Raw genomic sequence first — 25,664 nt, 5'->3', positions numbered from 1 at the left:
GAATCCTTTCGGGTCTAAATATGATGTGGATTACAAATTTATCCTAACATCATTTAGCCCGCAATGAATCCGTCCGGATCGACAGCAGCCAGGGGTGAACAGCGTTATTTCAAATACGAAATAAACTGCTTCTCGGCGATTTCGGACAGATCATCGGCACTGCCAGTGATGGCTGCGGCTGCGACAAAATCTTTTCCGAACGATACCGAAGAGTGCAAAGTCCGATCATCCGACCAGCCCCACTTTGAGCCCTGCACGCCTGGTAGCTTCGCGGTGCCGAAATCCTGCTCATAACCATCCGCAGCAACGGGAACCGTGCGTTTCATCATCTCTAACAGCGGATGCTTCGGGTCTTCATCCTTTAATTGCGCAATAAAACTCACGACGTCATACGTGGAGGTCACCGAAAATCCCCATCGATCACCGGCGCGGGTAGAAAACAGCCGGTAATCTTCTGCTACTTCATCGATTGCTTCTGGATAAAGTGCCCACAGTTGATCAGCGGCGGCATCGCTAGATTCTGTGATCATCGCATCAACAAGCTCTTTTTCGGCAGCGGTACCGTTGTCCAGGACATATTCGGCGATAAACAGCTTCGCAAGTGACAGCGCAGGGCGCGCCATACGGTCGCTAGTGCTACCCAACTTCGAATTATCCGAGAAGCGATACAGAGTGAATTGGCTCCCCTGCTGATTTTCCACAAAATCAATCTTTGTTGGCCGCAAGATATTGCTGTCTGCGGTCAGCTCGGAACTACCACGTGAGTCACGGGAATTACGCTGTGCAGACGAAGATTCCGAATTTTGAGCTGCGGAATTTGCTTGCGAGGTAGCATCGATGGCGCGTGAATCCGAAAGTTGTCCGTTGGGGCTAATCGCAAGATGTGAGGCGCTGGTGCCGCTGTGTGTACCCGTGGTTGCGGCCACAATAAAAACCACCACGGCAACAACCAAGCAGAGCCAACTCAAGCCCTTGACACCCGATAACAGTGGGCTGGTCGAAGTCTGGCGTGGCCTCTTTGAACTATTTGAACGCGTCACAAATACATATCCTACAAAAGCGCGAATCCCTTAGCGCAGATCTACGCTAAGGGATTCGCGAAACAGATGGCTATGAGCAAGCCATTGTGGCAACCAGTTTTGCTTACCGGCTCGGGCGCTCAACCGCAGCTTTCTGCTTGCCGATCACCTACTTAGTGATCAACTGGTGCTTCAACGCCAACACCGGTCATCGAACGAACTTCCATTTCGGCTGCCAAGTGATCCAGGTTGTCCGGCTTGGACCATACGGTGCCCAGGTAACCGGCGAGGAAGGCCAACGGAATGGAGACCAGACCCGGCGAGGTCAATGGGAAAATTGCCCAGTCCGCACCAGGAACCATGGATGAAGGCGTACCGGAAACCGCTGGCGACAAGAAGATCAGCAGTAACGAGCTGATCAAACCGGTATACATCGAGGCAACGGCGCCATTCGTGCTGAACTTACGCCAATACAACGAGTACAAAATCGTCGGCAAGTTTGCAGAAGCCGCGATAGCGAAAGCCAGCGAGACCAAGAATGCCACGTTTTGTTCCATAGCCAAGATACCCAGGATGACAGAGGCAACACCCATGATGATTACCGTAATGCGCGAAACGCGCACCTGGGCTTCTTCCGAAGCTTCGCCGTCACGCAACACAGCGTCATAAATATCGTGTGCCACGGACGCGGAGGCGGTAATCGTCAGCCCCGCGACCACGGCCAACACGGTAGCGAAGGCAACTGCAGCAACCACGGCCATAAAGATTGGTCCTGCCAGCTCCAATGCCAGCAGTGGAGCAGCTGCGTTAGCGGTACCTGGTGCATCCATGATGGCATCCGGACCAACCAATGCAGCCGCACCGTAGCCCAGAACCAGGGTCATCAGGTAGAAGGAGCCGATGATAACGATCGCCCAGGTCACGGAGCGACGAGCCTCAACCGCAGTTGGAACCGTGTAGAAGCGCATCAACACGTGCGGCAGACCACCAACACCGAAGATCAAGGAAACGCCCAGAGAAATGAAGTCCAGCTGCGTCCAGATATCCGTGCCGTATTTCAGGCCAGGCTTCATGATGTCTTCTGCCTCATAGGCACGTTCTGCCAGGTACGCGGAGTTGCGGTGCGTTTCCACTGCCTGGTCGAACAGGGTGGTAAACCCGCCACCAGCAATAATGAAGGTCAGAATGATCATGATGACAACGGCGGTTACCAACAACACGGCCTTGATCATCTGCACATAGGTGGTGCCTTTCATTCCGCCGATCAACACGTAGGCAGTCATGACCAGACCAACGATGCCGACGGTCACATACTGCCACACCTTGTCGTCGAGCCCCAGGAGAACCGAGACCAGCGAACCTGCGCCGGCCATCTGTGCGACCAGGTAGAACAACGAAACGAACACGGTCGCAATAGCGGCTGCCAGGCGTACCGGCTTTTGCCGCAAGCGGAACGAGAGCACGTCCGCCATGGTAAACCGACCGACGTTACGCATTGGCTCTGCGACGAGCAGCAAAGCGAACAGCCAGGCGACGAAGAATCCAATGGAATATAGGAATCCGTCGTAGCCGTGCAACGCGATGGCACCAACAATTCCCAGGAAGGATGCGGCCGAGAGATAGTCACCAGAAATCGCCAGACCATTCTGGCGTCCGGAGAACTGTCCACCACCGGTATAGAAGTCCGATGCCTCCGAGGTGGTTTTACCAACGCAGGTCACGATTGTCATCGTGATAATAATGAATGCCGCAAACACGGCAATATTGATCAACGGGTTACCAGCGTCAAGGCCTTCGTCAGCTGCTGCCTGGGCCACGGTGGAGACGTTCGTGCTTGCTTGTGCAAGCGAAGCGGTAAACATAGTTTAGCCCTCCATTTTCTCGCGGATAGCCGCCTGCCGCGGTTCCAGGTTTTTATTAGCGAATTTCACATACATCCAGGTAATCACGAAGGTCGTAACAAATTGAAGGATGCCGAGTACTAAGCCAATGTTGAAGCCACCGCCCATTTCAATCGCCATTGCTTCTGGGAAAAACGTAGCGACAACAAGGAAGGCGAAAAACCACAACAGCGCGATGATGATCGCAGGGAAAGTAAACCCCCGAAAACGGGTCTTCAGATCAGCAAATTCTTCTGATTTGCTCATCTCAATAAATTCCTCGGACGTAGCTTTACGCCGGGGTTGATTGGAAGGAGCTCCTGCCATTTTCTCTCCTATTACTTCTGGTGCGACGATTACACGTCACGTTCCTGTTCACGTCACTGTGAAACACCACTCACACAATTGCGTGAGTGCGGCAATTTCCTGCGACACACATGTTACCTTGCTTACAGATTGAGGAATAACTTAACCCCTATCACAGAAAAGTTTCCTAAAAGAAATCACCCCCGCCAATCCTGCGACCTGCACAAACCTGTTCCCACCCCTCCCCCATCTGGAGCCTCAACTCAAGCTAAAAAATATATGTGAGTCCCCTGACAAAAATGCGATCGAGCTTAACGCGAATCGAAGAGTTTTACTCTAAAACATTAGCCCGCCCGGGAACTACGTCCTGGGCGGGCTAATACCGTGCAAATTCTAGCGTTGCAGCGACTACCTCTGCTTCAACGATTACGACTCGTGCGGGAACACCTCCGGGTCGCCAAAGATACGGCCAAAGCCTGGCATACCGGCCAAGGAATCAATCGTTTCCGTATCTTGCGCGGACAACTGCACAGCTAACGCACCAGCGTTTTGCTCCAAGCGTTCACGCGACGAGGCTTTCGGAACCACGGACACGCCTTTATCCAACAGGTAGCGCAGAACGACCTGGGCTACGCTCGCCCCGACGTTGTCTGCAATCGCTTCCAGTTGTGGATTGTTCAGCACAATGCCTCGTGCCAGCGGCGACCACGCTTCTACGCGTGTACCCAACTGTTCATTAGCAGCCAACTGCTCTGGCTGGTGAAAGCCCGGGTGCAATTCAATCTGGTTGAGGCTTGGCGCAGTATTGGTGGCATCAACCAGCGCTTGCAGGTGTTCAGCATTAAAGTTCGCCACACCTGCAGAAACCAATTCATCGGTCTCGCGAATCTCCAAGAGCGATTCCCAGGTTTCCACGTACTTCCCACCCTGTGGGTAGGGCCAGTGGATCAGGAAGTTGTCAAGATAACCGAGGTCCAGTTTGCGCAACGATTCCGCAAAGCCCTGTTTAGCTTCTTTATTACCGTGCTGATCGTGCCACAGCTTGCTGACGACATACAGTTCTTCGCGTTTGACATCACCAGCTTTGATCGCGTCGTTCAATGCACGCCCAACAGCTTCTTCATTGTTGTAGAGACGTGCGGTGTCGAAGTGCCGGTAGCCAAGCTCGACGGCTGTGCGCACGATTCGTCCCACGTCTTCGGAATCCATTTTGTAGGTTCCCAAACCAAGCTGCGGCATGGTCGTGGAATCATTCAGAGTAAAGGTTGGGATAGTCATACCCCCAATGATGCCATCAAAAACAAAAATGGCGCCACGGCCATAAAAATGATCGCGGCGCCTTGAGCGCTTTCAGGCCACGGGCCTGCTATAACCAAGCGAAACGCTTAGTGAGCATCACCGACCGAGAGAAGGTCGATCATGAAGACCAACGTGCGTCCAGAGAGTGGGTGTCCGCCTCCTGCTGGACCATATGCTTTGTCCGGCGGGATGATCAGCTGCCGACGTCCGCCGACTTTCATCCCGGGAATACCTTCTTGCCAGCCAGCGATTAAACCTTGCAGCGGAAATTCAATGGTTTGGCCGCGGTCCCATGAGGAATCGAATTCCTGGCCAGTTTCATAGTCGACACCGACATAGTGGACTTCCACTACTCCACCGGCAGCGGCTTCGGCACCGTCTCCGATGACGATGTCTTCAGATGCGAGATCAGTCGGTGCCGGGCCCGAAAATTCTGCAATCTCGGGTTTTTCCATTGCCATAATTCTCCTTGTGAACTGGGAAATATCTTCACGTTGCCAAAAAGACGTCAAACGATCGTCGTAACAAACCACGTCTTGCTTTGGCACTCATCACCAGTGATGAAATGCGGCAGCCAAAAAGGCTGGACCTAGTGTGACTAGATCCAGCCTAGGCGCTACGCAGGCTTTCGCCAAGAGTGACGCGCCTGCGGCACGCAGAAAGGTTTAGCGCTGATCCAGCGATGGGACGTCACGGCGACCTTCGCCGGTATAAATCTGGCGTGGTCGGTTGATCTTGGTCTGCTCGGTCAACTGCTCACGGTACTGTGCAATCCAGCCTGGCAGACGGCCCATAGCAAACAAAACGGTGAAGAAATCCGTTGGGAAGCCCATGGCGCGGTAGATCAGCCCGGTGTAGAAGTCTACGTTCGGGTACAGCTTGCGCTCGACGAAGTAATCGTCGTTCAGAGCGATTTCCTCAAGCTTCATGGCCAAGTCCAGCATTGGATCTCCGCCCAGGTGCTCCAGAATCTCGTGAGCGGATTCTTTGACGATAGCCGCGCGTGGATCGTAGTTCTTGTACACGCGGTGCCCGAAGCCCATCAGGCGAACGCCTTTTTCTTTGTTCTTCACGCGGTTCATGAACTCGGTCGCATCACCATCGTGGTTGTTCTGAATGTCATCCAACATCTCCAGAACTGCCTGGTTAGCACCACCGTGCAGTGGGCCAGACAAAGCGTTGATGCCGCCAGCGATGGAGACGAACATATTAGCCTGCGCAGAACCAACCATGCGAACGGTGGAAGTCGAGCAGTTCTGCTCGTGATCAGCGTGCAGGATAAGCAGCTTGTCCAGAGCCTTGGCCAGGACTGGGTCTACTTCGTATTCCTCAGTTGGGTAACCGAACATCATGCGCAGGAAGTTCGAGGCTGGATCCAAGGAGTTATCTGGATACATATACGGCTTGCCCTGGGAGGCACGATAAGCGTACGCAGCCAACATCGGAACCTTAGCCAGCAGGCGGATTGTTGCCTTGTCCAGCTGCTTTTCATCCAGCGGGTTCAGCTCGTTCTGGTAGTAGGTCGACAAAATGTTGACCGAAGAAGCCAAAACCGCCATTGGGTGAGCATCACGTGGGAAGATGTTGAACTGTGCCTTGAAATCTTCATCCAACAAGGTATGGCGCAAGATATCGTTATTCCACGCATCCAGCTGTTCCTTGTTTGGCAGCTCACCCTTGATCAGCAGGTAAGCAACTTCGTTGAAGCTACAGTTGTTGGCCAAGTCCGCGATGTCATATCCACGGTGGCGCAGAATTCCTTCATCACCATTAATAAAGGTGATCTTCGATTCAGTAGAACCGGTGGATACGTAGCCTGGATCATAAGTTACATAGCCGGTCTCGCCGAGCATCTTGCCCAGGGCCAGGCCTGAGTTTCCCTCGGTTGCTTTAACGATCGGCAGTTCGTATTCACCACCAGGGTAGTGAAGTACAGCCTTGTCATTATTGTCAGAAGCCACAATGAACCTTTCGCTAATTGGTTGAATCGCAATAATCGATAATACGGAAAACGACTCACCGATGGCGGATCCGGCCAATTCCGACCGCATCCTGGTGGCACTCATATTACCAAACTGTGTGATGCCATCAACATTATTTCCGCAATAGTGGCCCAAAACTCCAGCCACTAGCCGCACGCTCACCGGTCACAGCCTATAGTGAAAGGGCACGGTGGACACAGCCAGTAGTGCTAGCAGTGCCAGCAGTGCCTGCATACAAGAACCGCAGACGCGAACCGAACTAACTGCACTTAACGTCGTAATGAAGAAAGGCCTTTTGAACATGGATTCTGCATCCCAACTGACTCTGCCTGAACACTTAATTCCGTCGGACGGACGCTTTGGCTGCGGCCCTTCCAAGGTGCAGCCAGCCCAAATTCAAGCTGTCGTCGACGGCGCTAGCACCATCATTGGAACTTCCCACCGCCAACCAGCAGTCAAAGATGTCGTTGGAAATATTCGCGATGGACTTGCCCAATTATTCAACATCCCAGAAGGTTACGAAGTCGTCATGTCAGTCGGCGGCGCCACCGCTTTTTGGGATGCCGCCACCTTTGGTCTGATCAAAAAGAAGTCTGGCCACGTGAGCTTCGGTGAGTTTTCCGCAAAATTCGCCAAGGCCTCGCAGCAGGCGCCGTGGTTGGACGAGCCCACGGTCATCAAGGAAGAGCCTGGGAGCGCTCCTACCCCACAGGCTATGGATGACTGCGATGTCATCGCGTGGGCACACAACGAAACCTCAACCGGCGCAATGGTCCCGGTACAACGTCCAGAAGGCAGCGATGCACTCGTCGTCGTCGACGCCACCTCCGGCGCTGGCGGCCTTGAGGTCGATATCGCAGAAACAGATGTCTACTATTTCTCACCACAGAAGTGCTTCGCTTCTGATGGTGGATTGTGGTGCGCAATCATGTCGCCAGCAGCGATTGAGCGCATCAAAGAAATCAAGGATTCCGGTCGCTTCATCCCGGCCTTTTTGGATTTGCAGACAGCTGTGGAGAACTCGCGCAAAAACCAAACCTACAACACTCCGGCGGTCGCAACCTTGCTTATGCTGGATGCGCAAATCACATGGATGAATAACAACGGCGGCTTGGCCGGCATGGTAGAACGAACCCGCGAATCGTCCCAGATTCTCTACGACTGGGCTACCGAACGCAAAGAAGCTAGCCCGTTTGTCGGCAACGCCGATAACCGTTCCCTCGTCGTCGGCACGATTGACTTCGACGATTCCGTCGATGCGGCCCAGCTAGCAAAAACCTTGCGTGCTAACGGCATTCTGGATGTGGAGCCATACCGCAAGCTGGGACGCAATCAGCTGCGCGTCGGCATGTTCCCTGCCATAGAGCCGGGCGATGTCTCTGTGCTCACGCGTGCTATCGATTATATTCTCGATAACGGTAGCGAAAACCGGTAAGATTTTCGGCAGCTACTGCACACTAAGGAGTCAGTTATGCACCAGTTAGCATTCGAAGGCCACGACCTCCAAGCCTCGGTTTTGTACTTTCGCGACGAGGACGGCCAAAGTTACGAGCTTCCCGTCAGTGACGAGCTTCTGCGCGTCTTAGGAGCGCACGCTGCCCCGTCGCAGACAGCTGGTGCTACTGGTTCTGCTTCTCATTCTGGTTCTGATTCTGCAGTCACGATCATCGAGCAGGTAGATCCGACTGACACAGCTACGGATACTGCTCAGGACACAGAACGGGCCAACAATGCCCTGTCAGCGAGCTCCCAGGACCACCACGCAGGCACGGACAACGAGCACGACGGCAACACCGCTCCGAACCTAGCGGCCATGCCGTCGTCTAGCTCTACCACTAACGAGAACTCCGATGGCAGCACGGATGGGGCGGCGCACATGCCGGACGCCAACTCGTCTGCGCAGCAGGAGCCCAAGCCAGAAATTCCGCACATGGTTCCTACTGGCGGTAACCAGGGGGCTAGCGGTGGCGGCCGTGGCATGGCTGATCGTGATCGATCGCGTAATCAGCCTATGTCGATGCGTCCGAACCAAATTCAACAACGAATCCGGGCCGGTGCCAGCGCACAGGAACTTGCCGACGAAATGGGCGTCGATGTCTCCCGGGTGGAGCCTTTCGCACACCCAGTCATTTTGGAGCGCGAACGTATCGCGGAAATGGCAAAACAAGCCCACCCTGTCCGGGATGGTGGCCCAGACCGGCTCACCTTGTGGGAGGTACTAGCTACCTCGTTTGCTGCGCGCGGACATTCGCTGGCGGATGCACACTGGGATGCACACCGCAGTGTGGCCGGAGAACCCTGGACCATTGAGGTGACGTGGACTGCCGGTTTATCTCAGAATTCCGCGCAATGGCTCTTCCACCGCCACCCTACTTCCGCCGATACTGTCGAACCCCGTAACCCCGTGGCTGCGGATCTCGTCGATCCCGATTTCATCCAGCCGGTCCGCTCAGTGACATCGTTAACCCGTCCCCAACGAGTCGGTGACGATGCCCGCGATGCATACAACGCAGGTTTCGACGGCCTCATCTCAGGCGATCAGCTTCCAGAAGACGAACTATCCGCGCATAAACAACGCAAGCGCGCAGGTTCGCACCCATTACAGACCGCAGATACCTCGCGAAACGCGATCGATAATCCTGGCAGTCGTTCAGGCGACGAAGAAGACACCCGCGATGACATCCCAGTCGTGGCAGACGGGGACGGAACCGCGGATGAGACTTCTGATCGGACGGATCGCACAGACACAGAACAAACAAACGGCGATCCAGCAAACGACGGCCAAGCACAAGACAACGAGTTTCTGCAACACCCAGACTCCGAAGCACCGAAAAAACGCCGTCGCAAAGCAACCACCCCACACTGGGAAGATGTTTTGCTCGGCGTACGGGCCAATACCAAACGCCCCCGCCGCTAACCCCAACTATCGCATCGAAGGTTTGCTATGACGCAGTACGAGGCTCGCCAACCCGGCACCCCGGATCCACTTTCCGACGGCTCACAACCAGCAGACCGCTCTGCAGTGGTCACACTGTGGTTCCTCGATGCTGCAGACCAGCCAGCCCAGATTTTGGCCAATAATCCCGTCGCTGACCGCGGTTTTGGCCGGAAATATCTTGCCCAAATGTACCCTTCAGCACCAATCACTTTGCTGGGGCAATTCCCTTTGAACCGCTCTGCCCAGGTCTCTGCCGAGGAATACTATATCGGTGCTTACCCGGGAATCACCGTGGTACAAACCATCATCGATGATGCCCTGGAGTTATCTAAGCTATCGCCGCGCTTACGGGAATCTCTTCCAGCACAAGACGTCTACGCCTTTGCCTTCAATGGTGAGACTGGGTTTGGTGGTATTGCACACTGGCATGAAGGCGAGCTTTATCGCAGCCTCACCGCGACTCGCTATGCAACTTTCGAAAACGAGGGCCTGCCCGATGGTTTTGAGGCACCACTGTGGGCTGGCGAACGCAGCCCACAGCTCGGCGGCATTGCTTTGCCCTTCGCGCCAGCTGATTTGCTTGCCGACGCCCACAAAGCCTGGCTCGGCATTGATTTTTCTGCGGAAGGCCCAGATATCGACGTCGTCGGCTTCGCACTCGACGGCCGCCCGGAACCCAAATTCGCCCGCGGCCGCACGGGCGGCTCACATGCACTGGTAGAAACCACCGAGAAAACTGAAAACTACGACGACTACGAAAATCACGCAGCAAACGCCGAACAATCATCAATTACCTCGACGTTTATGACTGGCGCAACCACCACCGCCCGTATCGTGGGCAAGCTCGGAAAAGTTGCAGCGCGACAGACGCGCACTGGCTGGGCGAAACTACGCGAGCAGTTGCGCCACCTCGACCGCAATTAATCTCGCGCGCGCCAACGTTCATAAAGACAACACGCGGCAGTCGTCGCGACATTAAGAGAATCTGCGCCGGCCGCCATGGGGATAACCGCTCTGCTATCGGCAGCTGCCATGGCGTGGCTGCTCAGCCCAGGCCCCTCAGCCCCCAGCAAAAACGCGACTTTCTCCCGGCCCGTGCCATCATCGTGCACGAGGCTTTGACGAAGTTCTACTGAACCATGTCCGGGGCTCAAAGCAACGACATGAAATCCACCCTCTTGTAAACCAGCGAGGCCATGGTGCCAATCGTTGGGCCCGCCAGCAATGCGAATACTAGGCACGCGTAATGCTTGGCCTAGGGAGACCCGAATAACGCGGCGGTCCCACAAATCACTACAGCCAGCACCAACCAGGATCGCATCAGCCCCCAGCGATGCTGCGGAACGAAAAATCGCACCAATGTTATCAGGGTCGCCGACTCCTTCTAGGATGACGACGGTGCGGGCACCGTGAAGAATCCCCGAAGCGGAAGAAATTTCAGGTCCAGACGTTGCGCGCCCGGATAGTTGTTGTAGATCCGGGATTGCTGGCCGTGGCGCCACACCGAGTAGCCCGCGGTGCAAATCGAACCCCACTACTTCGCGCAATAACGCGGCGGGAACGTCATACACTGGGATCTCTGCTGCCACGATCGCGTCCCACTCCCCCGGGTAGTCTGCAGCAAATTGCGCTAGTTTTTCTCGCCGCCCAAAAATGGCCGTTGGTGCAACCACTGCATCTTGTGCGCACATGCGCGCTAGCGGTAGCGCGCCGTCGGCAAGCACGACAGGCGAGCGCTTCGCTGGTACATACTCCCCCTTCACGCCCACTGCTAAGCGCGGTTGGCGATCCGGCCGCAGCCGCGGGTGATTCAGCAGCCGGATATCAGCGAAGACCGGATCATCTACAGAAACCCCTGCCGTATTAGTCGCTACTTTATCTACGGAGGCGGTAGCCGCAGAGTTGTTTCCACTCGGCGCCATGGGAAAGCCTGCGTCCTAACCCACAACCGCACGTAGCGGTTCAATGGCGAAAAAGATGATGAACAAACCGGTAAGCAGCCACATGATCCAGTGGGTCTTTGCGCCTTTTCCAGCAAACAGGTTCATGACAGTAAAGGCAATCACTCCTACTCCGATTCCGTTGACGATGGAATAGGTAAAAGGCATCACCAGAATCGTCAAAAAGGCAGGCAACGCAATGTGGAATTTATCCCAATCAATGTCTTTCACCTGGCCCATCATCAGCACACCGACGACAACCAGGACGGGTGCAGCAGCTTCCATCGGCACGATTTCATACAACGGGGTCAAAAACATCGCGGCCAAAAACAGCAGGCCCGTAACAACGTTTGCTAAACCTGTGCGTGCACCATCGGCGACACCGGCGGCGGAATCGGCATACACGGTGTTCGACGACGACGAAGTAACGCCACCAACCACAGCACCGAAACCTTCAACAACCAGTGCCTTCTTCAAATTCGGCAGGTTGCCATCGTCGTCGACAAGCTGGCCTTGCTTACCCAGGGCGGTCATCGTGCCCATCGCATCGAAGAAGTTCGCGAGCACCAGCGCAAATACCAGCAACGTGGCCGCCAATGCGCCAACTTGCGTGAAAGCGCCCACGACATCGATCGCGCCAACTAATGAAAGATCAGGCATACCGCCCAAAGAATCTGGGACCGACGGTACGGCCAAGTTCCAGCCGGTGGGATTGGCTTCGCCTTGGTCATCGACGGAGGGACCGGCCTCAGCGATAGCTTCGACGATCACGGCGATAACGGTGGTAGCAACGATTCCGATGAACAGGCCACCGCGAATTCCGCGAACCATCATGAATCCGCAGATCAGCAGACCAATGACGAAAACCAGGGTGGGCCAGCTAGCAATGGAGCCGTCGATTCCGAGCTGGACAGGAACTGTGGTTCCGGCGGCATCCGGGATACGGCGCACGAAGCCGGCGTCGACCATGCCGATCATGGTGATAAACAATCCAATGCCGACACCGATAGCGGATTTCATCGCCGCCGGAATGGCATGGAAAACGGCCTCCCGGAAACCGGTGATGGCCAGAATGACGATGATAATACCGTCGATGACCACCAAGCCCATGGCTTGCGGCCAGGTCAGCCCTTCTCCCATGACCAGGGTGACCGCAACCAGGGTGTTGATGCCCAACCCGGCCGCGAAGCCGAACGGGTATTTTGCAATTACCCCGAACAGGATGGTCATGACGCCAGCCGCCAGTGCGGTCACGGCAGCGACCTGTGGAATGCCCAGGACCGTGCCTTCTGCATCTTCCGTGGTGCCTAAGATCAGTGGGTTCAGGATGATGATGTAGGCCATGGCGAAAAAGGTCACGACCCCGGCGCGGATTTCGCTCGGGATCGTCGTTCCTCGTTCGCTGATGTGGAAGTAGCGGTCCAGGAATCCACGCTCAGCCTGTGCGTGTGCTGTGGAGTTTTCTGCGCTGCTTTCTAGGCTGTTTTCTGGGGTGGTTTCTGCCGCGGAATCTGCGTGTTGACCTGTTGCAGAGTGCGCTGGCTGTGAAGGCGGTCTTGTCATGTCCCCATTATGAACCACATGCGGCACAATAAACGACATGGGTCCCCGTACTATATTCACAGCAGGCTGCCATTCTCCCCGCAGGAGCGTTCTCGCTGCGGGATTAGCCGTGGCGGTGCTAGCGACAGGTTGCAGTAATGCAGAGGAATCTGCCGTGCCAAAAACCGCTGAGTCCGCTGCTCCGGCCGCAGGTGAGGCAACCGGTCGGACAACGGCACAGGCAGAATCCGCCGATAATTCTGTCCTTAGCTCAGCAGCCATGAACTCCGGAGACGTTAAAAAACTCGTGCCAAAGGTGCTTGCCACGCACCCGTTTTCTCCGGAGTCTTTTACCCAGGGTTTGGAATTTGACGACGATGGTTCCTTGCTGGTGGGCACTGGGAAGTGGGGGCAGTCGCGCATCTACCGTGCCAATCTCGCTGACCATTCCATTGCCGAGCATGCTGAGCTTGCCGACGAGTTTTTCGGTGAAGGTATCACCCGCTCTGGCGATATCATCTGGCAGTTAACTTGGCAGGCCGGCGAGGCCATTGCACGCGATCCACACACGCTCGCAGAAACCACACGCGTGCACTACGACGGCGAGGGATGGGGTGTCTGCGCACGCGAGGGAGAACTATTGGTTTCTGACGGCTCGGATACCATCAGCAAACGCGATCCGGTGACTTTTGCACCACGCGCTGGTGAGGAGCTACGGGTTACAGCGGCTGGCACGCCCGTCGGCAAGATTAATGAGCTGGAATGCGTCGGCGATGATGTCTACGCGAATATCTTTTTATCTGATGAGATCATTCGCTTTTCGGCGGAAACCGGGGAAGTGGACGCCGTGATCGATGCCTCGGGCTTGGAGAATAATGCCACAGCTGATCCCAATCACGTGCTCAACGGCATCGCGTTCCAGGACAGCACTGGTCATTTCTTTGTTACTGGGAAGCGCTGGCCTGATTTATACGAGGTGGAGTTTGTCCCAGCCGGTTAAACCGAGTTCTGCCGGTTCTAGCATGCTATGCGGGGTAAGCATGTTAGGGCGGTAAAAATTCGTCCCCGCTGCTTAATGTATAACGCCGAAAAGTATGCTGGTGGGCATGGCTACCCGTAAAGAAGCGAAGCGGAAATCGCTGATTCAGGTTTTGGTGCTCATCGTCGCGGTCGTTGTTGTCGCCGTTGCTGCCCTCGTGTTCCAAAACTGGTGGCAAAACCGTCCGGGGGCGGAGCCAAGCGAGATCACCGTGCATGCCAGCGTCGGAGACCGCGAAGCCGAGATCACCCCGTATCTCGTATGCGAATTGGGTGAGGAATGCCCCGAGGGCGAAGTAAATGAGTTGCTTGTCGACGCCGACGAGACGTTACGGCTGGAAATCCCCGAGGAAATTTATAGTACGCAGTGGCGAGTACTGCAGATCTATGATGACCCAGCCGCTAATGATGAGATCTTGCATGGTTCCTATGACACCGATTCGGTAGAAATTTCCGGGTCCGCCGATGATGCCCGCCTGCTCGTCGTAGAAATTTCCACTGTTGTGGTGGGCACTGACGACGAGGGCGAGGAAACTCCGTATTCAGTCGTGTGGTCCATTTCGACGATGGACGGTGCGGATCTTCCGTACGACGAGGAGGGCGAGACCGACGGAGGCGAGGCTCCGGCGAACTAGGCACACTAAGTTGCGGAAATACTAGGCGTCGAGGTCTTTCGCAATCGCGCGCAAAATTTCTGAGACGTGGCGTCCGGTTTTCCGGTCCGGGTAGCGCCCATTTTCCAGCGCTGGCTGTACTTGGCTTTCGAGCACTGTCATCACATCCGAGACCAGAGAGTGCAGTTCTTCTGGTTTCCGTGCGATTCCAGCCTTCCGCCGCGGGTTATCCAGCACCTTGACGCGAAGCGCCTGCGGCCCCCTGCGCCCAGCCGCGAAGTCAAATTCAATGCGCTGGCCCGGCAAAAGCTCGTCAACGCCGTCGGGCAGGACATTCTTGCCGACGAATACGTCCGCATCGCCTGGATTAGAGGCGAAGCCGAATCCTTTTTTTGCGTCGTACCATTTCACTTTTCCAATCGGCACGATTCCACCACCTTCGTTATTATTTCTCGTTCTGTGTCGTTGATCTTTGTGTGCGCGGGTATCTGTTGTAAATGCGCGTAAAGTCTCTATTATATCCGGGCTAATTTTAGCCCACCAACCTTAACGCGAAACGAGAACTGTAGGCACAGACGCATGGCGGTTGTGGTGTCACCAATGATGCCGAAACCAGCGGTGCCAATGACACCGATAGCGGAGACAGCAATGCCGTGGGAAGGCTGGTCCTATGCCCTCACCACATTACTGTGACTTAGTTCATATGGCACGTTCACCTGCAGTTTCTTTCTCTGTAGTTTCACATTCACCACATTCATCACGATTTTGTGTCCATTTTTGCGCCAAAGCGTGACACATTCGTTATAAATCGCTAGTCTTTCTAGGCAGGCACACGGTCACCATCGCGCACTTGCCACAACCAAGACCGCACTACGAACCCGAGCAGGGCGCGATACGACCACCACGATCTGTGCAGCAATCGTTACACACGGGTTCAGTATGCGGCACAAGGAGAAATCCAATGGGACGCCACAGCAACGTGAAAAGCAAGCGCATGACCAAACTTGCAGCAGCCACCGCCGCCGTGGGCGCTTCTGCTGCACTGTTTAGCCCAGCTGCCGATGCCGCACCCATCTCCGACTGGGAACGCTTGGCAGAATGCGAAGCAGGCGGCGACTGGTCCATCAACACTGGTAACGGCTTCTCTGGTGGCCTACAGTTCACCAATTCCACCTGGCACGCCTTCGGCGGCGGACAGTTCGCCCCTGCTGCACACCAGGCAACCAAGTCGCAGCAGATTTGGGTTGCAGAGCGCACCCTGGCTGGCCAAGGATGGGGCGCTTGGCCTGCATGCTCCGCCAAGCTGGGCTTGAACTCCGCACCTAACTTGGACCGCTCACCAAATGGCGCTGCCGCTGCCGCTGCCCCAGCTCCAGCCCCAGCAGCTGCTCCTGCGCAGTACACCGGAGAGCGCGCCGCAACCGGCCCAGCCACAGGCAACGCTTTCCAGCCGGTGGAAGATCTATACCAGCAAATCGAGTCCACCTTGGCAAACTACGGTCTGGCTGTTCCAGCACCAATCGCAGACGCCTACCAGCATGCACTGGCTCAGGCCAAGGGTGCCGTCGCTGGAGTTCCTAACGTCGATGAGTTCTACCGGGCTAATGCGGGCGCTATCGATTCCATCCTGAACCTGCGCTAAAAGCCCATAAGCCCTCAACGGCTCTGATAGGTTCTTGTCAGGCTTAAAGCGCCCAAGCTAAGGCGCCCAAGCTAAGCTACGGCACACTGTAACAAGCCCTAGAATCCAAGCCGCTGTAAGAAACAGAAAACCTCCAGTACTGAAGCAAACGAGTACCGGAGGTTTTGCTATGTCAGAAAGTCACGTGCAGGCAGAGCAAACCGCGTAAACCGCGGCTGCGCTGAAAGCGTGTTCGGAACCAACCGTGACCACAACGTCGCTAGCCGTGACCGCAGGGGCTTTGCACCCTAGTGTGCAAAGCCCTGTGCCTAATACTTATTTATTAATACGCGTGTACGGGTGCACGTAGTTGAGCTTTTCGGCAGGAATCGGCAGCACCAAATCATCGCCGAAAGGACTGGAAGCGCCAGTCAATTTGGAATGCAGCTCAGTAACCGGGTGATCACCATCTTCCAGGTGAGTCGGCCATGCAGGGTTAAATTTTTCTACGTTCGCCATAAACCTTATTCTGCCAAAAATCTCCGCAAAAAGTAAGCGGACCAACTATGAACCTCAACAGCGTAAAATCTGGCAGTATTATGGCTGATCACCCAATCACACGCTCGCCGGCTGAACTCGTCGAACAGTGGCTACACAGCCGCACAAACCAGCAGCTCGCCACGGTTTTACAGGCCCGCTCTGATATCGCGATACCGCAGCCACATGACCTCCACACACTCGCCCACCGGCTGCTGCTCCCGGCTTCGCTCGCCCGTGCCATTGAACAGCGCAATGCCACCGAACTCGCAATTCTCGAAGCCTTACTGGCCACAGGTGCACATACTCAACCGGTCTCCCGGAAAGATGTAGTCCGGGTTTTAGCAGGCACCCAGTTAGAGAATGCGCACCAGGATCCACCACCGCGTGCCGACGCATCCGTCGAAGGAAACTATGCAGTAGACGTCGACAAGCAACACAGCGTCACCGCAACCAACTCCACGGCCGATCTGCTGTCGCAAACTCTGCAGCAACTCCGTGATCACGCGCTGGTCTTCCCCTACTCTGCTACGGAGAAGACCCCAATCGCCGAGGGCGCTGAGGACGCTGCGGACACCGACGTCCCTCAGGCCCCTGAGGACACTGAGGACACTTCCCTCATGTGGATTCCGGCTCGGGTAGACAAGCTTCTTTCCCACCGTGACCGGCTTTTATACCAAGAATCGGTGCCCGCCGACGTCGTCGACAAGCTTCCCGAAAAACACCAAGAAATATTGCGGCGCATCCACGCCGGTGGCGGGCTGGGAACCACCAAACACGCCCGCAGCGATGACCCGGAACATCCGATCACGCAGATGATCAACTCCGGCGTGCTACGCGCCATTGACGATTCCACAGTCACCCTGCCAGTATCAGTCAACCGCATTGTGAGCGGACTACCGGCCACCGATGTACACTTGCTACCTTCTTCGCGGATATCCTCTGAGCTGTGGGACAGCGATGCGGCCGTTGCTGCGCATTATCTGCCTGCACGGAATCCCTCGGAGTCCGAGCTCTCTGCGGACTCGTCGAATAGTGCCACCACCGCACAAGAGACCACCGATTCCGGGGCCACTGCCACCGGGCTAGAAGCCTGCCGGGAAATCTCCAGCCTCCTCGACCTTTTAGACACGCACCCGGTGCCGATGCTGAAAAACGGTGGTCTGGGACAACGCAGCAGCAAACTTCTCGCCCAGCACCTGGAGCGGACCACAGCCGAGGTCTATCGCGTGGTCGCGCTGGCCCATGCTGCCGGGGTCATCGGCACGGGAGAGCCACACCCCCTGCCTGCTGAGGGCGAAGGCAATTACCTGGCCCCAACCCGGCGCGCCGATGAGTGGCAGGAAGCTGATTTGCCGACGCGCTGGACCATGCTGCTACGCGGATGGCTCGATTCACTATGGCCGTGGTGGACTTTGCTGCCAGATACTGGTGGCACCACACAATTCGGCGGCACAGAAGCTCATCAGAGATTGCTGCATCCGGAATTTAGCCAACATCGCCTGGCTTCTTATCGTCGGCTAGTGGTCCGAGGTTATGCCCGTAGTAGCGCACGTGGCCCCATTACCGAGCACGAGTTGTGGCAGGATCTACTGTTTTTGTACCCCAAGCTGATCACGCAGCAAACCCAAGCACGGCTTGCGCCCCTGCTGCAGGAAGCAGAATGGGTCGGCGCCATCAGTAACGGCCGCCTGAGCTCTCCTGCGTTGGCCTTGCTTGCCGACGAAAAAGAAGCAACCGACCCGGTGTTTAGTGCAGCGCACAAGCTTTGCCCCGCGGCGGTAAGTGAGTTCATCGTACAAGCTGATTTCACCATCGTGTGTCCCGGACCGCTGGAAAACACGGTGCGTAGCGAGCTCGAACTCATCGCACAGCTAGAATCGCCAGGCTTGGCCAGCCTGTATCGCATTGAAGAATCATCCGTGCGCCGAGGGTTGGACGCGGGCCGTTCCGGTGAACAAATACTTGCGTTTTTGCGCGAGCACAGTCTCACGCCAGTGCCGGACTCCATGATTTCTGTGGTTCGCGAACTGGCCCAGCACCACGGTGGTTTGCGGGGCGGCCCCGCAGTATCGTATCTACGCTGTGAAGATCCCGAGACCTTAGACCTGCTGGAACATTCCGCCGTAGCCGAAGAAATCGCCATCCACCGCATCGCTCCCACGGTGCTGATTTCGCAGCGGCCGCTGGCGGCGGTCGTACAGCTTGTGGCGCAACACAATTTTTATGCAGTAGCCGAAGACCGCAGTGGGCACGGCGTAGACATTCGCCTCAGCCCCGCCCGAGTCCCCCAACCACGCACAAAGCCGACTTCTGCACCGCAGGTAGATGCTGCGCGTATCGCAAGAATCGTCGACAAGCTGGGGCCACACGACAGGGGATCTTCTGCAAGCTCATCCACGGAATCATCCGGCGCTTCCGGCGCGGCGTCGCCACAAACGCCCGACAAGACGGCGTCGACAAGCACGGCTCCGGCCCTTTCTACCGCAGAAATCAGCAATACCGTGGAGCTCGCGCAACGCAGCGGACGATTACTCGCGGTGGGCTATGCCAATAAATCAGGCGAACGTCAGCAAGTTCGTGCCACCGTGCTCTCCATTTTTGGCGGCAATGTTGATATCAGAGTGGCTGGTGATGGTAGTGTGCGGAGAATTCCCCTACACCGCATCATCGACGTCGCGCACGCCGACTAAACGGTATCCCACGGTTTATACCGCGCCGCACCGCTGGCGATGAGCCGCTAAGAGCTAAAAGCAAGCTAGCGGGCTTAGGCCACCAAAATGGCGACTTGATCGTGCCCACATTCCGCGCAGCCCTGGGCAGGATCGGCGAATCCTACGTGGTGGCACCGCTGGCACTCAACAACGGCATCAAATACTCCTGGCACGGGTTTTCCCTCCCTGACATGACGCACCTCTACTACCGTTTGATTGCACACATTAATCCGAACGCATCGATCGCGCTAGTTTCCCAGATGTGTGCCCGGACGTCGTCAAGCGTCTCATTTCTCACACCGCGGTGCTGGATGCAGGCGAGTACCATAGGAAAGACTGTGTGTTCGAGAAAGGAGCAACATTCGTGTCCTTCGGCGATGGCCCGTTGATCGTGCAATCGGATAAGACCTGTTTGCTCGAAGTCGCTCACCCACAAGCAGATGCCGCCCGGGTTGCGCTTTCGCCTTTTGCGGAGCTCGAAAAAGCCCCCGAGCATGTGCATACCTACCGCATTACCCCGCTCGCATTGTGGAACGCGCGTGCGGCAGGCTTCGACGCTGAACACGTAGTCGATGTCCTGGAAACCTACTCGAAGTTTCCTGTTCCGCAATCACTGTTGGTCGATACCGCCGAAACCATGTCACGCTATGGGCGGCTGCGCCTGCAAAACCACCCCACCCAGGGACTGATTCTGGAAACTAGCGAGCGTGTGGTGCTCGAGGAAGTTTCCCGGCACCGCACCATTTCCGAGATGCTGGGCACGCGTATCGACGGTGACACATTTTCGGTGCCGCCTTCAGAGCGGGGACGGCTCAAACAAGAGCTACTGAAAGTCGGTTGGCCGGTGGAAGATCTCGCCGGCTACGTCGACGGCGAATCCCACCCGATGTCATTGTCGACAGAAAACGTCGACTGGCAGCTACGTGACTATCAGCGCTATGCCACCGAATCATTCTGGCAAGGCGGCTCCGGTGTCGTCGTGTTGCCGTGCGGTGCGGGTAAGACGATGGTCGGTGCAGCAGCAATGGCGAAGGCCCAAGCGACAACGCTTATTCTGGTGACCAGCACGATTGCCGGGCGACAATGGCGCGATGAGTTGCTCCGCCGCACGAGTCTGAGTCCCGGGGAAATTGGGGAATATTCCGGCGAAAAGAAAGAAATCAAGCCAATCACCATCGCCACCTACCAGGTAGTGACTCGTAAAACTCAAGGTGAATACCGCGCGCTCGAGCTGTTTGATTCCCGTGACTGGGGGTTAATCATCTACGACGAGGTGCACTTACTTCCGGCCCCGGTCTTCCGGATGGCCGCGGACCTGCAATCCCGACGCCGCCTGGGATTGACGGCCACCCTCATTCGCGAAGATGGCCGCGAAGGCGATGTGTTTTCATTGATCGGCCCGAAGCGTTACGACGCCCCGTGGAAAGAATTGGAAGCACAAGGTTTTATCGCTACCGCAGAATGTATCGAAGTGCGGGCAGATATGCCGAGTGCCGAGAAGATGGAATACGCTACCGCCTCATCTAAGGACCGGTACCGTCTGGCAGCCTGCTCGACGGTGAAGTTCGACGTCGTCGACAAGATCTTGGCCAAACACAGGGGCAAACAGACCTTGTTGATCGGTGCATATTTGGAGCAATTGAAAGCCTTGGCACAACGCACCGACGCTCCCCTGATTGATGGCCGCACCTCAGCGGCGAAGCGCGAAAAGTTATTTGCGCAATTCCGGGCTGGTGAGATTACGACCCTGGTGGTTTCCAAAGTGGCGAATTTCTCGATTGATCTGCCGGATACTGCCGTTGTCGTGCAGGTCTCCGGCACGTTTGGCTCCCGGCAGGAAGAAGCCCAACGGCTGGGACGGCTGCTACGACCGAAATCAACCGGCGAGGTAGCCTATTTTTACACTGTAGTCACCCGCGATACTGTCGATGCCACATTCGCCCTGCACCGGCAGCGTTTTCTGGCTGAGCAGGGCTACGGCTACCGGTTGGTCGACGCTGGTGATATTCCGGCGTTGCAGCTTCTTGACGAATAACTGATGTTCGGGTCATTCACGCAGCTAAGCGTATGAGCACACATGCCCACGAGCACACGAACTACACACCGAAGGGTCTTTCCATGGGAATGAAAGTATTTAAATTCGAGGTTGATGAGGCATTTGCGAAACAACACAACGAGATGCTGCGCGATTCTCGGAGGCTTTTAGTCTCTGGCTTGTTGTTCGGCGGCATTCTCGTTATCGCTGGCGCGCTAGTGACATGGTTGGTACAGCCTAGCTGGAGCATCACCGTCGGAATCGCTCTGATCCTATTCGGCATCATTATGGCAATCGTGGGCGTGGCTGGTTCCAAGAAAGTAGGCACCGCACAGCAGCTCTATGATCGGTACCCTCTGGCACCTGCGGTAATCGCAAAGGTCAATGAGCGTGACGTCGTACTGATGGCGCTGGTCAACGCCGCTATTGATCCACAGGCAGAACCACAGCCAGCTTTGGCGTTGCGTACCGTAACAGATATTCCTGGCTTAGAACACAAAAAGGTCGGAGCCCAAGTGCCAGTTGCGGCGGTCTCGGGGCGATTGCAGCGAAATTCTTCTGGGCCGGATACTTGGGCGCAGATTAGCCCCATGCCGATTGCCTGGGGCACCCCGGAAGCAGAGGTAGTACGTATTGCACGCACGTCTATTGCGCATGATCAATGGACCACGTTGCAGAAGAATATTGATCGGCTAGACGAGGTGCAAGACACCCGCTTTGATCTGTTACGCCTGAGTTAAGTGTTTGGCCGCGCAATCTGTACGGCCTCTCCAAACTTCACCACAGGGTTAATGAAAGTTCATACGGCTATTACTGCGCGGTAACCCGCAATCAATCCCACCACGGCACACTATTACGTGTCCATGCACACAGTTTGAAAAGGGATCCGATTTTCGTGGTGGAGAACAAGACGAAAAAGCGTTCGCTCATTGCAGTAATGTGCTGCACATTATTGCTGGGTGGTTGCGCAACATCAGCCAACGATGATGCTGCAGACGGCAACGGAGCTGCCTCTAATGCAAATTCAGTCGCCGTAACGCATCCAACGAACGGTGGCCATGATGGAACCGCGGAGATTGGCTCGCAAACCGTGGAACTTTTGGCAGAAAAACCGGAGGTAGCGCCGGTAGCAAAAAATAATTTGCCGAACCGCATCGCGATGAACGTGCCAGAAGATCCATCTACGCAGATGTCATTTAACTGGTACACCACTGACGATGTGCCGGGAACGATGGTGCGTGTGTCCACAGATGCGGGCATGGCTGAGCCGCTGGAGTTCCCAGCGGAAACTGCGGAAGTCATCAGTGAGTATGCCGAACGCGACAAAGATGGCTTCTATATCTATGCTGATATCGCTACCGATGAGGACGGCGATTTCTTGCTTGACGACGACGGCAAACCGGAAGAAGTGCACGGCTACTTCACCGATGAGCAGCTAGACCGCAGTAACACGGACTGGACCGGTGCGGGCTCTGACTTAGGTTTTCTCGAACTCCACGAGGTCACAGAGCACACCAACAAAGCCACTGCAACCGGTCTGGAGCCTGGCACGCAATACTTTTTCGAGGTTGGTTCCGAAGAAGAAGGCTTTTCAGAAGTAGGTAGTTTCCGTACTTCAGCTGCCGATGCCGAGGAATTTAGTTTCATTCACTATACCGATACGCAAAACGCTTATTGGAACGCCAACGTGAATAATGAGGCAGCTTACGGCGCGAATACTCTGCAATTGGCCCGTGAGACCGCACCAGACGCTTTGTTCGCCTTGCATACCGGCGACTTCGTAGAAACCGCATCAGTTGAAGATGAGTGGGTCGACAACCTGGATATGTCACGCGAGTCGAACCTACACCTTCCGCATGCTTATACCCCAGGAAACCATGACGAATACCGATTGCGTTACCAAGACGGCAAGAATTTAGAGTCGTTTAACGACCACACCAATGTGCCAATCACCAACGGTGCCGTTACCGGCGGCTCATATTATTCTTTTGATCATTCCGGCGCACACTTTGTGGTACTGAACACCAACGACAATAAGGAATCCGACGACAACCCGGAACAAGGCGCCATTGGTCAGAAGCAAATGGAGTGGGCAAAGCAGGACATTGCGCAGGCACGCGAAAACGGCGCCAACTGGGTCATCTTGGCTTACCATAAGCCGGTATATTCCGCCTCGTACCACGCACTCCAAGATGAGGATGTACAGGTCACCCGTGAAGACTTCGTCCAGCTTGCCGACGAGCTCGGTGTCGACGTAGTCATGCAAGGCCATGATCACAACCTCACGCGAACGAAATCTTTGGTTTATACTCCCGATAACTTCAGCTACGGTGCAGTCGAAAATACTGAAAAGAAGCTCATCGATGGCGTCGAGCATCACGTTAATCCTGCTGGAGTAACATACGTGATCCCGAATACTTCTGGAACCAAAGCCTATGACGCCATCTATCAAAAAGGCGCTGACCACGTCGCGAAAGTTCGACCCAAGCTCGACTGGATGGATGAAACGGACACCGACTACTGGAACAGTCTATTTGATATTGCGGAGCAGCCGGATGACTCAACTGATTTCGCGGAGTCGCACTCCAATGATCGTCAATCGCAGCACCAACACTTTGCTGTCTACACCGTTACTGACAGCACCTTCAAGATAGATTTTTACAGCGTTGAGGGCGATGTGCACGGTGACGGTAAGCGAACAGTGACTCTTCGCGATTCGTATGGAATCTCTAAAGAGTAATACGCTAATCGGCTACCATAAAGCAGCACTGCAGCACCGGTGCCAGCGGAATGGCTTATGGCTGAGGAAAACGACGCATTCTAATGATTCGCGTACTCGGCAATAATTAGATCTGGACGGCCCCTCGTCAAATGAATTGGCGCACCAGTGCGACTAAGGCAACGACGACGATGACTGACTTCAGCACGTTGTTGGAGACTTTCTTGGCAATGCGTGCGCCAACCACTCCGCCAAGAAGGCCTCCACAGGCCAAAATCACTACACCAATCCACAGGACCTCGGAACCGAAGCAGAAAAACGCTATGGCGTACACAACTGCGGCTGTGACGTTGACAAGCATAGAAAGAAAATTCTTGGCCGGGTTAACGTCTTTAAAGGAGCGTCCGGTACCGACTCCGAGAATCGCCATGTAAAGAATGCCCTGTGCCGCAGTGAAAAATCCTCCGTACATAGCCGCAAGTCCCATGGGTGCGATAAGACCGGGTTTACGATAAGAGCTCCCCACCGGTTCATGGACATCAGCTTTTGGTGCTGCTTTACTTTCAATTGTTTTACGACGGGGATTCCAACGGGAGAGCATCCGAATAATGCGCTGTTGAAAAATAACAAGAGCGAGCGCGAATACAATCAGAACGGGAATAACGAAGTCAAGGGCGCGCGTAGACGCCCCAAGTAAGAGGATTGAACCGAGGGCTGAAAACACGATGGTGGCAATGCTCATAGGAATCAAATGAGAGAGTTCACGCGAAATCTCTCTTCGGAACCCGTAGACAGTGCCGAATGACGCGAACATCATGCCAATGGTGTTGGTTCGTACCGCCACCCCAGGTGGGATGCCTAATGCTAGGAGGACTGGGAGAGTCAACAAAGATCCCGAGCCTACGGCGGAATTAATTATTCCCGCCAATATTCCCATGCTAAAAAGTAAAACCCCGGAAATAAGCTCCACGGTGCCTCCAGTGCGGTGTGAACGTCATTACCGTACGAGCGTACCTGACTGGCGACAAGGCCTATTGCATCACCGCAAAGTATCGGGCACCGGGTGAACAGGGTTGTTCAAGCCCAGCGAAAACGATCCCCTGGAAGGAGCATGCACACATACGAGAATGGGCCTGTTGGTGTTGTCTGTTGCGTCGCACCCAACAAAAGAGCGCACACAACAAAACACAACCAACAGACCCAAACATGAAATTATTAGTGTCGGCAGCAACCTACTCTCCCACACCCTCCCGAGTGCAGTACCATCAGCGCGACGCAGGCTTAGCTTCCGGGTTCGGAAAGGGACCGGGCGTTTCCCTGCCGCTATAAACCACCGACACAACCAACCAGACAACACAACCAACCCAACCGGCTCGGATCATGTATCCGTTGACCACACACAAAAGCGTGGTGTGTCAAACACTGCATAGTGGACGCAAACACAACAAAACAATCATTTTCTCAACATGCTAAACCAAAC

The 25,664-nt window shown here is 55.4% G+C and carries 21 protein-coding genes and 1 rRNA gene; 10 read left to right on the top strand and 12 right to left on the bottom strand.

All coding sequences use genetic code 11. The features are described from left to right. Positions 1-104 precede the first annotated feature (104 nt). From QP888_RS08860 to QP888_RS08835, 6 genes are all read right to left on the bottom strand, one after another. The gene (locus QP888_RS08860; protein WP_249606413.1) at positions 105-1,040 is read right to left on the bottom strand and encodes a hypothetical protein; all 936 of its coding nucleotides are present in this window, start codon (positions 1,038-1,040) and stop codon (positions 105-107) included. A gap of 152 nt (positions 1,041-1,192) precedes the next feature. Continuing rightward, on the bottom strand, positions 1,193-2,881 hold the full coding sequence (locus tag QP888_RS08855) for a monocarboxylic acid transporter (RefSeq protein ID WP_049150484.1): 1,689 nt from the start codon (positions 2,879-2,881) through the stop codon (positions 1,193-1,195). A gap of 3 nt (positions 2,882-2,884) precedes the next feature. Further along, positions 2,885-3,226, bottom strand: a complete 342-nt coding sequence (locus QP888_RS08850; protein ID WP_026168007.1) for a DUF485 domain-containing protein — start codon at positions 3,224-3,226, stop codon at positions 2,885-2,887. A gap of 405 nt (positions 3,227-3,631) precedes the next feature. Next, positions 3,632-4,483 (bottom strand): aldo/keto reductase, encoded by an 852-nt coding sequence (locus QP888_RS08845; RefSeq protein ID WP_049150482.1) that lies wholly within the window; start codon positions 4,481-4,483, stop codon positions 3,632-3,634. Between the two features lie 107 nt (positions 4,484-4,590). Further along, entirely contained in the window at positions 4,591-4,959 is a 369-nt protein-coding gene (locus QP888_RS08840; RefSeq protein ID WP_049150480.1) for an FKBP-type peptidyl-prolyl cis-trans isomerase, read from the bottom strand. Positions 4,960-5,169: 210 nt separating this feature from the next. After that, a complete protein-coding gene (locus tag QP888_RS08835; protein ID WP_126844430.1) occupies positions 5,170-6,465 on the bottom strand; it encodes a citrate synthase in 1,296 nt (431 codons plus the stop codon). Positions 6,466-6,787: 322 nt separating this feature from the next. Between QP888_RS08835 and serC the strand changes: the two genes are divergently transcribed. From serC to QP888_RS08820, 3 genes are read left to right on the top strand one after another with little or no spacing between them, the layout of a single operon-like run. Beyond that, positions 6,788-7,921 carry a phosphoserine transaminase gene (gene serC, locus QP888_RS08830; protein ID WP_284589922.1) on the top strand — a complete coding sequence of 378 codons (1,134 nt, stop codon included), beginning with the start codon at positions 6,788-6,790 and terminating at the stop codon, positions 7,919-7,921. 36 nt (positions 7,922-7,957) lie between these two features. Continuing rightward, positions 7,958-9,403 carry a septation protein SepH gene (sepH, locus tag QP888_RS08825; protein WP_126844396.1) on the top strand — a complete coding sequence of 482 codons (1,446 nt, stop codon included), beginning with the start codon at positions 7,958-7,960 and terminating at the stop codon, positions 9,401-9,403. Positions 9,404-9,430: 27 nt separating this feature from the next. After that, positions 9,431-10,348: a DUF6928 family protein gene (locus tag QP888_RS08820; RefSeq protein ID WP_126844394.1), complete on the top strand. Its 918-nt coding sequence runs from the start codon at positions 9,431-9,433 to the stop codon at positions 10,346-10,348. Here QP888_RS08820 and QP888_RS08815 read toward each other — a convergent pair. After that, a complete protein-coding gene (locus QP888_RS08815) occupies positions 10,345-11,346 on the bottom strand; it encodes a TrmH family RNA methyltransferase (protein ID WP_126844392.1) in 1,002 nt (333 codons plus the stop codon). The genes QP888_RS08820 and QP888_RS08815 overlap by 4 nt on opposite strands. 15 nt (positions 11,347-11,361) lie before the next feature. Next, the gene (locus tag QP888_RS08810; RefSeq protein WP_238635843.1) at positions 11,362-12,927 is read right to left on the bottom strand and encodes an NCS2 family permease; all 1,566 of its coding nucleotides are present in this window, start codon (positions 12,925-12,927) and stop codon (positions 11,362-11,364) included. 154 nt (positions 12,928-13,081) lie between these two features. Here QP888_RS08810 and QP888_RS08805 point away from each other — a divergent pair, with 154 nt between their 5' ends. After that, a complete protein-coding gene (locus QP888_RS08805) occupies positions 13,082-13,906 on the top strand; it encodes a glutaminyl-peptide cyclotransferase (RefSeq protein ID WP_126844390.1) in 825 nt (274 codons plus the stop codon). 106 nt (positions 13,907-14,012) lie between these two features. After that, a complete protein-coding gene (locus QP888_RS08800) occupies positions 14,013-14,579 on the top strand; it encodes a DUF2771 domain-containing protein (RefSeq protein WP_026168004.1) in 567 nt (188 codons plus the stop codon). Between the two features lie 21 nt (positions 14,580-14,600). Here the strand turns inward: QP888_RS08800 and QP888_RS08795 are convergent, their stop codons facing one another. Then, positions 14,601-14,984 carry a cold-shock protein gene (locus tag QP888_RS08795; RefSeq protein ID WP_018121168.1) on the bottom strand — a complete coding sequence of 128 codons (384 nt, stop codon included), beginning with the start codon at positions 14,982-14,984 and terminating at the stop codon, positions 14,601-14,603. Between the two features lie 535 nt (positions 14,985-15,519). On the opposite strand from QP888_RS08795, the gene QP888_RS08790 reads away from it, so the two are divergent. Next, a complete protein-coding gene (locus QP888_RS08790) occupies positions 15,520-16,200 on the top strand; it encodes a resuscitation-promoting factor Rpf1 domain-containing protein (RefSeq protein ID WP_126844389.1) in 681 nt (226 codons plus the stop codon). Between the two features lie 315 nt (positions 16,201-16,515). Here QP888_RS08790 and QP888_RS08785 read toward each other — a convergent pair whose 3' ends face one another. Beyond that, on the bottom strand, positions 16,516-16,698 hold the full coding sequence (locus QP888_RS08785; protein ID WP_018121166.1) for a hypothetical protein: 183 nt from the start codon (positions 16,696-16,698) through the stop codon (positions 16,516-16,518). 80 nt (positions 16,699-16,778) lie between these two features. Here QP888_RS08785 and QP888_RS08780 point away from each other — a divergent pair, with 80 nt between their 5' ends. From QP888_RS08780 to QP888_RS08765, 4 genes are all read left to right on the top strand, one after another. Next, the gene (locus QP888_RS08780; RefSeq protein ID WP_284813190.1) at positions 16,779-19,409 is read left to right on the top strand and encodes a helicase-associated domain-containing protein; all 2,631 of its coding nucleotides are present in this window, start codon (positions 16,779-16,781) and stop codon (positions 19,407-19,409) included. Between the two features lie 385 nt (positions 19,410-19,794). Beyond that, a complete protein-coding gene (locus QP888_RS08775) occupies positions 19,795-21,465 on the top strand; it encodes a DNA repair helicase XPB (RefSeq protein WP_284813245.1) in 1,671 nt (556 codons plus the stop codon). A gap of 89 nt (positions 21,466-21,554) precedes the next feature. Beyond that, positions 21,555-22,205 (top strand): DUF3239 domain-containing protein, encoded by a 651-nt coding sequence (locus QP888_RS08770; protein ID WP_284813244.1) that lies wholly within the window; start codon positions 21,555-21,557, stop codon positions 22,203-22,205. A 155-nt stretch (positions 22,206-22,360) separates the two neighbouring features. Next, positions 22,361-24,205, top strand: coding sequence for a purple acid phosphatase family protein (locus QP888_RS08765; RefSeq protein WP_284813189.1), 1,845 nt, complete (start codon positions 22,361-22,363; stop codon positions 24,203-24,205). Positions 24,206-24,332: 127 nt separating this feature from the next. Here the strand turns inward: QP888_RS08765 and QP888_RS08760 are convergent, their stop codons facing one another. Then, the gene (locus QP888_RS08760) at positions 24,333-25,121 is read right to left on the bottom strand and encodes a sulfite exporter TauE/SafE family protein (protein WP_284813243.1); all 789 of its coding nucleotides are present in this window, start codon (positions 25,119-25,121) and stop codon (positions 24,333-24,335) included. Positions 25,122-25,403: 282 nt separating this feature from the next. Then, positions 25,404-25,522: ribosomal RNA gene (gene rrf, locus QP888_RS08755) — 5S ribosomal RNA — on the bottom strand. Between the last annotated feature and the right edge of the window lie 142 nt (positions 25,523-25,664).

Source organism: Corynebacterium sp. MSK297 (assembly GCF_030232885.1).
Taxonomy (GTDB): domain Bacteria; phylum Actinomycetota; class Actinomycetes; order Mycobacteriales; family Mycobacteriaceae; genus Corynebacterium.
Note: the sequence above shows the minus strand (reverse complement) of the source record. Positions and strands in the feature narration are given on the sequence as shown.

Coding starts and splice junctions, on each gene's coding strand:
- QP888_RS08840 (WP_049150480.1), bottom strand. CDS start 4,959: ATGGAAAAACCCGAGATTGCAGAATTTTCGGGCCCGGCACCGACTGAT.
- QP888_RS08780 (WP_284813190.1), top strand. CDS start 16,779: ATGGCTGATCACCCAATCACACGCTCGCCGGCTGAACTCGTCGAACAG.
- sepH (WP_126844396.1), top strand. CDS start 7,958: ATGCACCAGTTAGCATTCGAAGGCCACGACCTCCAAGCCTCGGTTTTG.
- QP888_RS08855 (WP_049150484.1), bottom strand. CDS start 2,881: ATGTTTACCGCTTCGCTTGCACAAGCAAGCACGAACGTCTCCACCGTG.
- serC (WP_284589922.1), top strand. CDS start 6,788: ATGGATTCTGCATCCCAACTGACTCTGCCTGAACACTTAATTCCGTCG.
- QP888_RS08850 (WP_026168007.1), bottom strand. CDS start 3,226: ATGGCAGGAGCTCCTTCCAATCAACCCCGGCGTAAAGCTACGTCCGAG.
- QP888_RS08820 (WP_126844394.1), top strand. CDS start 9,431: ATGACGCAGTACGAGGCTCGCCAACCCGGCACCCCGGATCCACTTTCC.
- QP888_RS08760 (WP_284813243.1), bottom strand. CDS start 25,121: ATGGGAATATTGGCGGGAATAATTAATTCCGCCGTAGGCTCGGGATCT.
- QP888_RS08810 (WP_238635843.1), bottom strand. CDS start 12,927: ATGACAAGACCGCCTTCACAGCCAGCGCACTCTGCAACAGGTCAACAC.
- QP888_RS08845 (WP_049150482.1), bottom strand. CDS start 4,483: ATGACTATCCCAACCTTTACTCTGAATGATTCCACGACCATGCCGCAG.
- QP888_RS08790 (WP_126844389.1), top strand. CDS start 15,520: ATGGGACGCCACAGCAACGTGAAAAGCAAGCGCATGACCAAACTTGCA.
- QP888_RS08785 (WP_018121166.1), bottom strand. CDS start 16,698: ATGGCGAACGTAGAAAAATTTAACCCTGCATGGCCGACTCACCTGGAA.
- QP888_RS08815 (WP_126844392.1), bottom strand. CDS start 11,346: ATGGCGCCGAGTGGAAACAACTCTGCGGCTACCGCCTCCGTAGATAAA.
- QP888_RS08800 (WP_026168004.1), top strand. CDS start 14,013: ATGGCTACCCGTAAAGAAGCGAAGCGGAAATCGCTGATTCAGGTTTTG.
- QP888_RS08770 (WP_284813244.1), top strand. CDS start 21,555: ATGAAAGTATTTAAATTCGAGGTTGATGAGGCATTTGCGAAACAACAC.